Origin of the sequence: Bacillus bingmayongensis (assembly GCF_000299035.1) — a bacterium.
Lineage (GTDB): Bacteria > Bacillota > Bacilli > Bacillales > Bacillaceae_G > Bacillus_A > Bacillus_A bingmayongensis.
The window spans coordinates 1,118,944-1,133,678 of sequence record NZ_JH921518.1 but is presented as its reverse complement, the minus strand read 5'-3'; the positions used below and the strand labels follow the sequence as shown (position 1 = coordinate 1,133,678).

The window sequence follows — 14,735 nt, the reverse complement described above, 5'->3', positions numbered from 1 at the left end:
TAAGTGTTGTTAATTTCAATTAAAACGTTACAAGATGATCGTTTTTTACGTCCGCTGCAAAATATTAGCGGCTTATTTTTTGAGGAAAGCACGATAGGATTTGAGAAAGAAGATGCAAATCTTATTGTTGAAATACAGATAGAAGGAAATGTGACAGCTTCAGCTCGTTTAACAGACGTTGCAACTGGCAATGTATATGAAGAAACGTTTGAAAAAGATTTATCTTTCTTTACAGTAGAAAAAGAACGTATGAAACAAGTAAAGCACGTTGTTTCTTATGTGTATCTTTCTGTTTTACAGCAGCTAACTGGGATTGAGCAAAGTTGGGGCATTTTAACGGGAGTACGTCCAACGAAACTTCTTCACAAAATGCTGCAAAATGGTATGTCAAAAGAAGAAGCGCATAAAGAACTTCGTGAAAGTTATTTAATTCATGAAGAAAAAATTGAGCTTCTGCAACGCATTGTTGACTGCCAATTAGCAGTTGTTCCAGATTTATATCGTTTGAAAGAAGAAGTAAGTATTTATATCGGTATTCCGTTTTGTCCGACAAAATGTGCGTATTGTACATTCCCGGCTTATGCGATTAATGGACGTCAAGGATCTGTTGATTCTTTCTTAGGCGGTCTGCACTATGAAGTTCGTGAAATCGGTAAGTTCTTAAAGGAAAAAGGTGTTAAGGTTACAACGATTTATTACGGAGGCGGTACACCGACAAGTATTACAGCAGAAGAGATGGATATGTTGTATGAAGAAATGTACCAATCGTTCCCGGATGTGAAAGAAGTACGTGAAGTAACAGTTGAGGCAGGTCGTCCAGATACGATTACACCAGAAAAATTAGAAGTACTAAATAAATGGAACATTGACCGTATTAGTATTAATCCACAGTCGTACCATCAAGAAACGTTAAAAGCAATCGGACGCCATCATACGGTGGAAGAAACGATTGAGAAGTATCATTTAGCACGTAAAATGGGAATGAACAATATTAATATGGATTTAATTATTGGTCTTCCAGGTGAAGGGTTAGATATCTTTAAACATACGCTAGATGAAACAGAAAAGTTAATGCCAGAATCATTAACAGTTCACACATTATCATTTAAACGTGCTTCTGAAATGACGCAAAACAAGCGTAAATATAAAGTAGCAGGTCGTGAAGAAATTACAGCGATGATGCATGAGGCAGAAGAGTGGACGAAGAATCATAACTACGTACCATATTATTTATATCGCCAAAAGAACATTTTAGGTAACTTAGAAAATGTTGGTTACGCAATGCCATCGCAAGAAAGCATTTATAATATCGTAATTATGGAAGAAGTACAATCTATTATCGGTCTTGGCTGCGGTGCATCAAGTAAATTTGTTCATCCAAAAACGGGGGCAATTACACATTTCGCAAACCCGAAAGATCCGAAATCATATAATGATGGTTATATCAAATATACAGAAGATAAGCTTGAAATTTTAAAAGAGCTATTCTCTTAAGAGGCTGGCCTAAAGGTTCGTATATTGCGGGTCTTTAGGTTTCAGTTTCTTTTTTTATAAATAAAAACCTTTCTTTGTGGGTGGAAGAGAGGATCCGTCCGTGCATAGAAGCGGTCAGTGCCTTATTTAGCCCCATGCCAAGTGAGAACAAAAGGAGGAAACGAGTGGGGATTTCCTTTTGTTTTCATAGCAGATACTTATATGCCTGAAAATCAAAATGGATATATATTTGTAAAACAGTGTCGAGAATGATCAGAAAAAGAAGGTAAAAATGTAGAGGAAATGTCAACTTATACACGAAATGATAGATTTATGAAAGTGAAAAGGGGGCATATTTTGACATGTATATGACGATTGGGAGGATTTTTGATTTAACGGTTGGCAAGTATTCGAATAAAGAAGCGTTAGTAGAGCCAGAAAAGAATATTCGCTGGACGTATAAAGAATGGGATGAACAGATTAATAAAACGGCGCACGCTCTGCTTGCAGAAGGTGTGAAAAAAGGAGATACCGTATCTGTTTATCTATATAACTGTCGTGAATTTGTAAACGTTTACCTTGCTTGTGCTAAAATCGGTGCGATTTTCAATCCGATTAATTTCCGTTTAAAAGCGAAAGAAGTAACTTACATCCTTAGGGACGCATCCTCCAAAGTCGTTGTATTTGAAAAAGCTGTTGAACAGACGGTTGCTGCCATTGAACAAGATTTCCCAAACAGTTCTTTTTGGTACATAGAAGATGATGCGCCTTCATACGCTGCTTCTTATCATGAAAAAGTAAATGCAGCTTCATCTGAAGCGGTTGATATTATTATTGAGGAAACTGATTATTGTTCCATGCTCTATACAAGTGGTACAACGGGTCATCCAAAAGGGGTGTTACACCGTCATCGCGACATGGCCGAACATAGCATGATTTGTACGTATTTCTTAAAATATAACCGTGACAGTATTGGACTTGCAGTCGCGCCGTTATATCATTGCGGTGAATTAAATGCTGGTATTATACCAAGAATTCAAGTGGGCGGGAAAAATATCATTTTACACCAATTTGATACAAAGACGGTTTTACATACAATTCAAAAGGAAAAAATCACAACATTCTTTGCGGCACCAACGATGTGGAATATGATGTTACAAGAGGATTTATCACAATATGAACTTCGCACGATGAAAATTGGGATATACGGCGGAGCCGCGATGGCGCCAGCGCTTGTAAAAGAATGTAAAGAGCGTCTGCATATTGATCTTGTTCAAATTTATGGAATGACAGAGATGGGTCCGGTTATTGCATTCTTAGTAGAAGAAGATCAAATTACGAAAGCTGGTTCAGCTGGAACTCCTTGTTTTAGTCACGAAATTCGAATTGTAAAGCCGAACGAAGAGGGACCGACAGAACCGGATGATGTGTTACCACCGTATGAAGTGGGAGAAATTATTTCACGTGGACCAACCATGATGGCAGGATATCATAATCGTGAAGAAGCGAACGCAAAATCCATGTATAAAGGGTGGTACCATTCGGGTGATCTAGGTTATTTTGATAAAGATGGTTATCTGTATGTCGCAGATCGTGTTGACGATATGGTTATTAGTGGCGGAGTGAACATTTATCCGCGTGAAATTGAAGATTTCTTGCATAGTCATCCTGGCATATTAGATGTGGCTGTACTTGGTGAACCAGATGAGCTCTGGGGTGAGCGTGTTGTTGCGGTAGTGGTTAAAAAAGATGAACAGATTACGGCAGCGGATTTAGAAAGATATTGCAAAGAAAGTGATGAATTAGCTGATTATAAACGTCCACGTCATTACATATTTGCAGATGAACTTCCTCGTAATGCGAGTGGGAAGTTACAGAAATTTGTGCTTAGAGAATCGTTAAAGGGTGCTAAAAAATAGTAAAAATGCCTTTCCAATTTGGAAAGGCATTTTTTTATTTGCGCGAGAAACCTTCTTCATCAAGGTATTCTGCAGCTTCTGGATAAGAGTTAAATGTTCCGTCTAAGTTACTACCAGCGTACACATTCCACATATCGTCTTCTTGGATAAGAGTAAGGATATGTTCATCTTCATTGCGCCATTCTTCTTCTTTAGCAGGTGCAGCCTGTGCTACTACCTCTTCTGGCTCTTGAGATAGAAGTTCAATTGATTTTTGAATTAATGAGCGTAGTTCGTCTGCTGAAAATTCACGGATGTTAACCATGCCTTTATCGTCTGTTTTATAACCGCTAATACCGTTAGCGTATACAAAGCCATTACCATTTGGATGTAAATGATAAACAACGTTCTTTTTGTCTAAGCGACTTTCTTCAAAGTGAAAGTTCACACGTTTTAATGATACGTTCTTTCTTTCCAACCCTGGGAAAGATTCGATAATCGATAATTTTTCTTCAAAAGTTAGCATAATGCCTCCAAATATATAGTAAAAGATTTAATCTGTTCATTATAGCACAGTCGCTTCTCTTTCCAAAGTTAGAAAAAAGAGAGAGAAAGAGGTATGAAGACGTTTACTTCACGATACTGTAAATAGTTTCTTGTAAAAACGTCTGCCGAAATAATCTTTTACAGGGTACAATGGTACGTGGACATTACCCCGCATTAACTGGCAGTAACACTCCCACCTCAGAAGTCGGTGAGAGCAAGGAAGTGAGGGAGGGAGGAGATGAACTGCCGGTAAATGCCTGATTGGTTCAACTATTAATCAGTGGGGGATGAAGAAAACCCCCACTGATTAAAGTTTCACTTTATATCGAGGTGATTTTTTATGATTCAAAAAATAGCAAAGGAATGCCTAGCAGGTTTTACAGTTGCAATTGTTGCACTGCCGCTTGCAATTGCATTTGGGATTGCTGCAACGGGGACATCTGAAGGGGCATTAGTTGGATTGTACGGTGCCATTTTTGCAGGATTATTTGCAGCATTGTTTGGCGGTACAGCAGGGCAAGTAACAGGTCCTACAGGTCCCATTACTGTCATTGCGACAGGGGTTATTGCAAGGTATGGACTTGAGGCGAGTTTTCTTGCATTTATGATGGCAGGGTTATTTCAAATTTTATTTGGTGTATGTAAGCTCGGTTCGTACATTCGTTATATTCCATATTCTGTAGTTTCAGGATTTATGAACGGAATTGCACTTATCATTATTTTGGGCGAGATGAAGCATGTAAAAAATAGCTTTTTACTTGTTTTGTTAACAATTCTCGTTATGCTTGTTGCAGGGAAGTGGATTAAAGCAATTCCGGCGAGTTTAATAGCACTAGTTGGGGTTACGCTGGCATTGCCGTTATTTTCTCATGTATTACAAGGGCTTACGATTCAATTACCTTTTCTGGGAACGATTCCTCTGAACGACATGATTGAAAAAATCGGAGCAATTCCAGAAGCGATGCCTTCTCTTCATGTACCATCTTTTAGTGGATCGACAGTACTAGAACTTATTTTGCCGGCGCTTAGTATCGCATTACTAGGATCAATTGACTCGTTATTAACATCCGTTGTAATGGATAATGTAACAGGTACAAGGCATAAAAGTAATAAAGAATTGATTGGCCAAGGGATAGGGAATATTATGAGTGGCTTGTTTGGCGGATTAGCAGGAGCAGGTGCAACTGTAAGGTCTATTGTGAATATAAGAAGCGGTGGAAAAACAGCATTGTCAGCTTGTATGCATAGCATCATTTTATTTATTTTCATTATGGGGCTTGGTGCAGTTGTACAATATATTCCCCTTGCGGTATTATCGGGTATTTTAATTTTAACAGGTATTGGAATGTTCGATTGGGATAGTATGAAAAAGATGCATGTCACGCCAAAAGGTGATGTTGTTGTTATGCTTTTAACGATGGTGATTACAGTGAAATTTGATTTAATGATTGCGGTTGCGTTCGGTATAATACTTTCTTTCATTCTATACATGATGCAATGCAAGAAACGGAAAGCTTCTATTGTAAAAGGAGAAGGGGAAATGTATATGATTCAGGGACCACTTTCCTTCTTATCTGTCGATCGTATTTTTTCTTCTTTACAAGAAGTGAAATCTCATTTGACGTTGCGCTTGAATGACGTGCACTATATGGATACTTCGGGAGCGATGGCGTTATTAAACTTTATGGATCATACGGAGAAAATGGGTGCGAGTGTAACGCTTGAACATGTACAACCGCATATTGAAAAGACACTGCTCAGTTTAGCAAACGATGAGCAAAGAGAAAAGTTAAACATGGTGAAAGAAAAATAGATTTGTAAAGCGTCATTCTGAAAAGAAAGGCGCTTTTTTGTATGCAGTGTGCAGTAAGTAGAATGTATTTTTTTAGCAACATATCCACATTTTGAAACGCGATGTGCTATCATAAAAGAGGGGATGTAAAATAAAATATTTATAGTGATGAAAGGGATATTTTTAAGTTGGAGGGAAATTTGATGTACAAACAGTTACCACACGGTGTGAAAATTGGAATTACACGTTCAATTGTTGCTTCTTTTACAGAATATATGAAGTCAATCGAGTGGAATGAAGAAAAATTTGATATGCAACAATTTGTTGAACAGTGGAAACAGTACTTGTATACAAAATCAAGGTGGCTCGATCAAATCGATGACGAAGTAAAAAATCACCCAGATTTTCATCAAGAGCTAGCAATGAAAGTAAATGAAAAAATGAATCGAATATTAAATGAATATCCAACAAAAGAACAGTTATATGAGCTTGAAAATTTAGGTTTTAAAAATTTGGGCTCACTTTGTAAGGAACAAGCGCAATACTATATTGAGCATTTGCAAATGAGTTAAGTCATTTTACATACAAAAAAAACAAGTCGTATAAAGAATACGACTTGTTTTTTGTATGATGTGTCACCAAAGAAAGTATGCTAGGGAAGGATTAGTTTTCTTTTGATTGTGGTACAAACGCTTTCCAAGTAGATAAATCTATATCTTTTTTTACTAATAAATTCGCAGGAAATGTAAATGTCCAAGGTTTTGTTGAATTCGCTTTTAGTGTAAAATTTGCTAATGTAAAAATTCCTTTAGCAATGACATCTCCAGAAGCATCAGAAATATGCAGTGGAAGTTTTTCTAGTTTTACATTTTGATTATATCCATTTCGAATGAACATTGTTGCATGTAACTCACCACTTTCTTCGAGCTCCGTTTGTAATCCTAAGAAATTAATCTCATTCTCAGCAGGTGGTGTAAGATCTGCAACTATTTTCTGCAATCTTTCTTTTGCATTATCTGTTAATTGCGCTTCCCATGTAGGGTCCAAATCTAACTTGTGTTCAGGTTTCAATTCGAATACCAGTTGCCAATCTTCTTTGGATAAACATGCCTCAGTCATTGTATCTGTTTCGAATATAAATACCCATGGCATATTTGTATTTGCAGGAATAACACCTAAATCTGATAGATGGAATGCTTTACGTGCACACAGTTGTTCATCTTTATTCAGCAATTGTAATGTTATTGTTTCGAGTTTAATAGATTGTGAAACGGTATTACGAATAAAAGTAGTCACATAATAAGCATCATTTTGTTTTTCGGCTTCAATTCCAGCTAATGAGATTTGATTCTCTTGCAAATCTCCTAAATCTTTATTCAAGAATTGGTAAATATATTTTTGTTCTTGTGCAATTTCACTCCAAGATGGATGGAAGTATAGTGTAGGTTTTACACTTTTATTTTTAATTGAGCTTTCTTCATTCCCTAATAGTTGAGAGCTAGAGATGACGGAATCTTTTCCTTTTTTTTTTGCTTTTCTTAAAAATGATAACATGAAATGCACCTCACTATATGTTTTGTGGAATATTTAAATATTGTGCAAGATATAAAGAAATTTCCTTTTCAAAATGACTGAATGTTTGAGAGAAGATTTCAAGACCTTCTTTTTGATAAAGGCGTGTAGGATCTTCTTGCTGATATTGTCTTAATCCGATACCTTCTTTTAAATGCTGCATTGTATCTAAATGATTTACCCAAACTTGATCGAGAAAATGTAATCCCATTTGACGTAATGCTTGTTGTGACTCTATATGATTTTCTAATTCTTGTACACGCTCAATATACTTAGAAAGAGGATCCTGTATTCGTGCATGTAAATCTTCGATAGACTGAATGTCGTTAGCTGATAAGTGTGGGAATGTTTCAACAGGTACCACTTCTTTTATAGATTCTGTTAAACTAACAAAATCCCACTCTTCTGGAAGCATTCCTTCTAAGAGATATTGTTTAGCGATTGAATCTATTGTATGTTCAATCATTGGAACTACAATCTCTATCATATTTGTCTCTTCATTTAAAAAATGATTACGAAGTTTATAGATTACATTTCGTTGATCATTAATAACATCGTCTAATTTTAAATTATATTCACGAATTGAAAAGTGACTGCCCTCACAAACGAGTTGCGTACGATTCACAAAATCATGTACTTTCGGAGTAATGATGAGTCCATTAGCATCCGTTTTTAATGATTTCTTTAATTTCTCTACTTCTTCTTGAGCAAAGCGCTGGAACATATCATCTTCTAATGAAAGGAAGAATTGTGAACTACCAGGGTCACCTTGTCTGCCAGCTCTACCTTTTAACTGGTTATCAACGCGGCGAGATTCATGACGTTCTGTTCCGATAACATGTAAGCCGCCGAGTTCCAGTACACCGTCCCCTAATAAAATATCAGTACCGCGTCCAGCCATATTTGTCGCAATTGTAATTTGCCCTTTTTGTCCAGCTGTTGCAATTAAGTCAGCTTCTTGTTCTGCACTTTTTGCATTTAGTAACTGATAAGATAAGTTAGCTTTATCTAAGTAACGAGCTGCCACCTCAGACTGCAAGATGGACATGGTTCCAATTAAAATAGGTTGTCCTTTTGCATGTCGTTTGATAACCTCTTCACGCACTGCTTTATATTTATCATCAGCAGTCATATAGACTAGGTCTTTTAAATCTTCACGAATAACAGGACGGTTCGTTGGAATCGGTATAACGTCCATTCTATATACACGATTAAATTCTTTTTCCTCTGTTTTTGCTGTACCTGTCATTCCGGATAAAGTTGGATACATACGGAAGAAGTTTTGAATCGTAATGGATGCTTGGGTTTGATTTTCTGCTGTGATCTCCAAGCCTTCTTTCGCTTCAATCGCTTGGTGTAAACCGTCACTTAAAGAACGTCCATCCATTATGCGCCCTGTAAAAATATCAACAAGCATAATTTTGTTATCACGTACGATATAGTCAACATCTCGTTGGAATGTCACATGCGCACGCAAAGCTTGAATCATATAGTGATACAAAGTTTGATGTTCAATGTCATATAGGTTATCAATATCAAATAAATCTTCAATTTTTGTAATTCCTTCATCTGTAAAGCTAGATGATTTCGTTTCTGCATCATATGTATAGTGAACGGCATCTTGAAATGTCTTAATTACTTTTGCACATAAATAATGTAATTCAGAACTGCTGGATTTTTTGCCAGCAATAATGAGTGGAGTTTTGGCTTCATCAATTAAGACGCTATCGATTTCATCAATTATTGCAAAATGATAAGGACGCTGTACTTGTGAGGATGATGAAGATTCCATATTATCCCTGAGATAATCAAAGCCAAATTCTGTTCCGATGCCGTATGTAATATCAGCCTCATATGCACGTTTTTTCTCAATTGAATCAATTTCTGGAATATTTAATCCGACCTGCAGGCCGAGAAGCTCGTGGACTTGACCGATTAATTCTTTATCACGTTTTGCTAAATAGTCATTCACTGTAATAACATGTACGCCCTTTCCTTCTAAGGCGCGTACATAAGTTGGTAGAGAAGAGACGAGTGTTTTTCCTTCTCCTGTTGGCATTTCTGCAATATTTCCCTCTAATAATACGAGTCCGCCAATTAACTGTACATCATAGTGGCGTAATCCAAGCACACGCTTCGCTGCTTCGCGAACAATGGCAAATGCTTCTACTTTTATATCATCAATTGTTTTCCCGTTTTGAAGCATTTCTTTGAAACTAGCAGTTTTTTGGCGTAATGCCTCGTCAGATAGTGCTTCTATTTGTGGTTCAAGTGCATTAATTTCAGCAACAAGTAATTCATATTTTTTTAGCTTACGTTTTTGTGAATCCCCTAATATTTTTTTGAACGAATTCAGCATGCTATTACACCCCTCTTACTGACAATAGCTTCATTATAGCACATGTTCATAAGGAACAAGTAGAAGTAGTGAATAGAAGGAAAATACGGATAAATAATATCGTTAAGTATAAATATTGAATTTTTAATAGCTTCTTTATTTTTGATTTATAACAAAGAAAGAGAGTATTCAATATATAATAAATTTGTTATGATAATTTAATGAGATAATATGTGTGTAGGTTCAGTAGTATATAAGTACACATTGAAAAAACGGTATAAAACAGTTCTTTTTAGGTGGGGGCGGGCTGCCCGTAAAAGCCCGATTGGTGCGGACTAATAATCAGTGGGGGATGAAGAACCCCCCCACTGATTAAAGTTTCACTTTATATGGTGGAAAATCAAGATGGATATATAGTTTTTGTGAATATATAAGAAGTAGGAATAAAATATATTTCAGATTTAGATATGGTTTTACATGAATTTAGAATAAATGTATAGAAAGAAAAGAGAAGAAATATGAATAAAAAGTTTGTAAAAGGGGCAGCCATTTTAACGATTACAACCTTTCTATCGAAACTGTTAGGAAGCTTCTTTCAAATTCCGTTGCAAAATATCGCAGGAGATGAGGTGCTTGGTATTTTCAGGCTTGTTTTTCCTGTGTATATGATTGCCCTAACTTTATCAGTAGCAGGAGTGCCTCTTGCAATATCAAAGTTAATCGCAGAGCGTAATGAAAAACATGATCGAGAAGGAATCGCAAAATTATTCACATCTGCTTCTATTGTAGGGATTACATTTGGAGCCGTGGGTTTTGTGAGTATTCTGTTATGTTCAAGTGAAATCGCAGAAATACTTGGTGGACAAGAGACAAGGTTACCACTAATCGTTACATCATTTGCGCTTTTAATTGCCCCGTATATGGCAGTATATCGAGGGTATTTTCAAGGGTTTGGTGATATGGTTCCAACTGGTGTTTCACAAGTAATTGAACAATTTGTTCGCGTATTCTTTATGCTGACAATTGCCTATCTATTTGTGACTTGGAATAAAAGTAGCAGTGTTATAACTGGCGGAGCGATGGTGGGTTCTTTTCTAGGAGTTATTAGTTCGCTCATTTATTTAAGAATGACGTATGTAAAAAGTTCGTATTATTATAAGGGAATAATATATTCATTTCAAGATTTAAAAAGAGATGGTAAGAAGATACTAAGTGTATCGATTCCAATTGCTATTGGAGCATTATCAATGCCACTGTTAAATTTAATTGATTCTGTAACGATTCCTAATGTATTGCACGGAACTGCAAGCATGATTCAAACGCAGTATGGAATTTATAGTCGGGGGTTTGCATTTACACAATTGATTGTTGTATTTTCTAGTGCGATTGTATTTCCACTAATTCCGTTATTAACATCTGCTTTAGCAAAGAAAGATATGAAATTAGCGAAAGTGACGGTGCAGCAAACAAATCAACTTGCGCACGTTATAACAATGCCAATGACGATATGGCTGATGGCATTAACAGTACCGTTGAATATTGGTTTGTTTACAGATGCAAAAGGAAGCGGCATGTTAGCTATTATGATTGGAAGTTCGTATTTCACCTCTTATATGGTATTATCAATAGGCGTTTTACAAGGAATCAATCGTTCTATGCAGGCCGCATGGATTGTCATTGGGGCAAGTATTGTGAAAGGGCTGTTAAACCTTGTACTTGTTGGAAAGTTTGGAATAGACGGAGCGGCATATAGCACGCTTATCATATATATAATGATTTGTACTATAAATTACGCCTATATTAGAAGGTATCTTGCTTACTCGATAAAAATTGGGGGATTTTTATCCGTAATTATTATATCTTGCATATTTGGAATAGGATTGTATGAATTAACTACTATAATAAATGTAACAACTTCACGTTTTATCGCATTGCTGTATAGTTTCATTGCATTAAGTGTTGTATCACTTTTATATATGATTTGTGCGCTGAAATTAAACTGGATATCAAGAGAGCGAATCCCATTTTTGCGTAAATAAAGTGAAACATTTATTAGGGAAGATATGAATATTTATCTGGCCTTTATATGAAATATGTAATGCAAATAGTAAGTTAAGTTGCAGTGGTAAATTTGCACGGATTTATTATATATAGATAAGTTTGAAGCTATCGAATCTTTTGTCATGAGAGATTGATGGCAATTTGTTCAGTTGATTGCGAAATGTTGGAGGAGATTAAGCGTGCGGTTAGTTTTATCAGGATATTATGGTTTTTATAATGTTGGGGACGAAGCAATTTTGCAATCAATTATTAAAGCATTGCATGAAGAGGAGCCTAACCTTGAGCTTGTTGTACTTTCAAATGACCCTGACTATACAAAAAAAATGTACGGTGTTGAAGCGGTAAATCGTTGGGATATAAGAGCGGTGTATGGAGCGATAAAGAGAAGCGATGGACTTATTAGTGGTGGCGGTAGTCTACTGCAGGATCAAACGAGTGTGAAGAGTATTTTGTACTATACCGGTATTATGGGACTTGCTCGGCTGTTACATAAGCCGTATTATATTTATTCACAAGGAATAGGTCCGATTACTAAAAGACATAATCGTTTGTTAGTAAAGTGGCATTTATCGAAATCAGAATACATCTCAGTACGTGATGAAGATTCTTTTTTATATTTAAAAGAACTTGGGATAAAAAGAGAGATTGAACTTGTTCCGGATCCAGTATTAGCCTGGAGGTCAGGATACAAATCGGATTGGTTACAAAAGCATTCACTACATGGGAAAATAATCGCTATTAGTGTACGGTATTGGAATGCGAAAGAAGACTACATGAAAAAGTTAGCGATAGCAGTAAAAAAACTGAAACAGGAAGGGTATCATATTCTTTTTGTACCAATGCATGGACCTTTTGATCAAAATGCATCACGAGATGTGATTGATTTAATAGGAGAGGAGACTTATATGCTTCCCTATAAGATGGATATTAATGAGAAAATATCTATTTTATCAGAGTGCTCGCTTTTGATTGGTATGCGCCTCCATGCTCTTATTTTCTCGGCTGTGGCTGCAACACCAATGATTGGAATTTCGTATGATCCGAAAGTTGATTCATTTTTACGGCAAGTTAATCAGCCTATAATTGGAAGTGTAGATGGGGATTGGGATGCAGAAGATTTGTATAAAATGGCGAAAAAACAGTTGAATCAACATGAAGCTATGCAACATCATTTGCAAAAGAGAGTAGACGACTTACAAGTGCAAAGTGTAAAATCAGCAAAAAGATTGATCCGTCATTTAAATAAAGAGGGTGAAACAAAAGGTCGATGAATTGAGACCTTTTGAAATCACCCTCTTATTTTTATCCCGCTATTTGCGGGCTGTTTAAAGTTTCACTTTATCATTATTTTACCTAGGAGAAACTTTTGGTTTTATGCCGAAATTTCTTTTTTATATATTGTGTAGTAAGGTAAATGCCATAACTTTGTATGATGATAAAAGTGGGCATAATAAAATATCGATAGCGTGTTTGAATTTCAATGAGTAAGTGTACAGCTGCATAACCTAGAAGTAATAATAAGAAAAATGACAATTGTTTATTGTTTGTTTCTTTTATCACTCTCATGAAGGAGAGACAAGCAAATAGACAAATGCTAATATATGAAAGTTTTTCAATCGTCCGTAAGAGATTTTTTAAATTCGGATATTCATAACCTTCTAGTGCCCAGTAAACAGATGCGTCATAATCTCCCCACATGGATTGGAATTTATCATGAAGTAATACTACGAATTGCTTTTTATCTTTCGTACGTTCTTGAATGAGACTTTTTTCGATTGCAAACCGTTCCTCACCAACATCGTACTGATTGACAAGTTGATAGTCAGTAAAAGAGAATGTACCTACCGTTTCATGATTAAATCCTAATACAAATTTCCAATAAGGGTCCCTATTAGAAAGAGGGTATTGCGTAATACCGGCGGCTATAAATGAATAGCTCACAATATAATGAACGATATAATAAATACCAATTATTCCAACTAATTTTTTTAATACCATCTTTTTGCTTATTTTTTGCTCTCCTATTATATAAACTAGGAAGAGAAAACATGCTAGAGCAAGTAGAATGACAAGGCCGATTGGTCTCATAATATCTCCAAAAGCAATCAATACGCCGGCAAAAATCCATGCATATGGATGAGTAATTCCTTTTTTGATAAGAAGATAGAATCCGGCATAGAACAAGAAGGTTGCTAGGTGTTGATTTGTTAACACGGAACACATGATAATATTCGGTATATACATGGCAAAAGTAAGTGCAGCAATTCTACCACTAAATTCGTTAAAGAGTTGTGCAGCAATCCGATATATGAACAATGTAATACCAGTACAATATAGTATATTTAGTAGTTTAATTGCTAAGGTACCTGTTCCAAATAGTTTTACTACAGCAGCTTGATACATCGTAAATCCTAATTGGTAGACCCAAGTTGTAAAGTAAGGTTTAGTCGCAAAAGTGAAATCATGATTTGCAGCACTGATTGCCCCTTGATACATCCGTTCAAAGTCTTGGATTACATTTGTGTCGATTGTAAGTACCCATGATAGTCGGAGGCCGAATGCTAGTAAACAAATAAATAGGATAAATTTCCTTTTATTCATATATCGATTAACTATAAAGGCGACGAATAGAATAAGTATGACCCCAATGATAAGCATGAACAACAGAAAGGGTATATGATTATATGTAGGGTTATTTAGCAAAGATTGAAGAGAGTAAATGAATGTTAGAATAAAAAATAAGAATGCTAGTATCTGTAAAGATCTAGATGTGAACTTGTATAACTTAGGCATGATACATCCTCCAAACTATATTTATAGCTATGAAAAAATTAGATTAAGTAAAACTGTAATCCATGAAAGGGCTACTTATGACCAATAACATTATATATCATTATGAATGAGTATAAAGGATTTTATTTGTTGAAATATGGATCCACCTGATGATTCAAGATGGGGATAATTTCCTGTAAGAGCCTAATGGTGAGGGGGATTTCACTTTATAACTATATGTTTAGTTTGAAATCACAAGAGGAAATTTTCCTACTCTCTGCTA

The 14,735-nt window shown here is 35.8% G+C and carries 10 protein-coding genes; 6 read left to right on the top strand and 4 right to left on the bottom strand.

What is annotated here, in order from left to right:
- Nucleotides 1-3: 3 nt before the first annotated feature.
- Nucleotides 4-1,494 carry a coproporphyrinogen III oxidase gene (locus Y7E_RS0120320; RefSeq protein ID WP_026049286.1) on the top strand — a complete coding sequence of 497 codons (1,491 nt, stop codon included), beginning with the start codon at nt 4-6 and terminating at the stop codon, nt 1,492-1,494.
- A 341-nt stretch (nt 1,495-1,835) separates the two neighbouring features.
- Complete coding sequence (locus tag Y7E_RS0120315; RefSeq protein ID WP_017153106.1) at nt 1,836-3,392, top strand: fatty acid--CoA ligase; 1,557 nt, start codon at nt 1,836-1,838, stop codon at nt 3,390-3,392.
- Nucleotides 3,393-3,426: 34 nt separating this feature from the next.
- Here the strand turns inward: Y7E_RS0120315 and Y7E_RS0120310 are convergent, their stop codons facing one another.
- The gene (locus tag Y7E_RS0120310) at nt 3,427-3,897 is read right to left on the bottom strand and encodes a hypothetical protein (RefSeq protein ID WP_017153105.1); all 471 of its coding nucleotides are present in this window, start codon (nt 3,895-3,897) and stop codon (nt 3,427-3,429) included.
- Nucleotides 3,898-4,257: 360 nt separating this feature from the next.
- Between Y7E_RS0120310 and Y7E_RS0120305 the strand changes: the two genes are divergently transcribed.
- Complete coding sequence (locus tag Y7E_RS0120305) at nt 4,258-5,730, top strand: SulP family inorganic anion transporter (RefSeq protein WP_017153104.1); 1,473 nt, start codon at nt 4,258-4,260, stop codon at nt 5,728-5,730.
- A 182-nt stretch (nt 5,731-5,912) separates the two neighbouring features.
- On the top strand, nt 5,913-6,281 hold the full coding sequence (locus Y7E_RS0120300; RefSeq protein WP_017153103.1) for a hypothetical protein: 369 nt from the start codon (nt 5,913-5,915) through the stop codon (nt 6,279-6,281).
- 91 nt (nt 6,282-6,372) lie between these two features.
- On the opposite strand, the gene Y7E_RS0120295 is transcribed toward Y7E_RS0120300, so the two are convergent.
- Both Y7E_RS0120295 and secA2 read right to left on the bottom strand, forming a co-directional pair.
- The gene (locus tag Y7E_RS0120295; RefSeq protein ID WP_017153102.1) at nt 6,373-7,263 is read right to left on the bottom strand and encodes an accessory Sec system S-layer assembly protein; all 891 of its coding nucleotides are present in this window, start codon (nt 7,261-7,263) and stop codon (nt 6,373-6,375) included.
- Between the two features lie 13 nt (nt 7,264-7,276).
- A complete protein-coding gene (gene secA2 / locus Y7E_RS0120290) occupies nt 7,277-9,640 on the bottom strand; it encodes an accessory Sec system translocase SecA2 (protein WP_017153101.1) in 2,364 nt (787 codons plus the stop codon).
- 497 nt (nt 9,641-10,137) lie between these two features.
- Between secA2 and Y7E_RS0120285 the strand changes: the two genes are divergently transcribed.
- Together Y7E_RS0120285 and csaB are read left to right on the top strand one after the other, a co-directional pair.
- The gene (locus Y7E_RS0120285) at nt 10,138-11,658 is read left to right on the top strand and encodes a putative polysaccharide biosynthesis protein (RefSeq protein ID WP_017153100.1); all 1,521 of its coding nucleotides are present in this window, start codon (nt 10,138-10,140) and stop codon (nt 11,656-11,658) included.
- 201 nt (nt 11,659-11,859) lie between these two features.
- Nucleotides 11,860-12,951: a polysaccharide pyruvyl transferase CsaB gene (csaB, locus tag Y7E_RS0120280; RefSeq protein ID WP_017153099.1), complete on the top strand. Its 1,092-nt coding sequence runs from the start codon at nt 11,860-11,862 to the stop codon at nt 12,949-12,951.
- An 82-nt stretch (nt 12,952-13,033) separates the two neighbouring features.
- On the opposite strand, the gene Y7E_RS0120275 is transcribed toward csaB, so the two are convergent.
- Nucleotides 13,034-14,281 (bottom strand): ArnT family glycosyltransferase, encoded by a 1,248-nt coding sequence (locus tag Y7E_RS0120275; RefSeq protein ID WP_237741398.1) that lies wholly within the window; start codon nt 14,279-14,281, stop codon nt 13,034-13,036.
- Between the last annotated feature and the right edge of the window lie 454 nt (nt 14,282-14,735).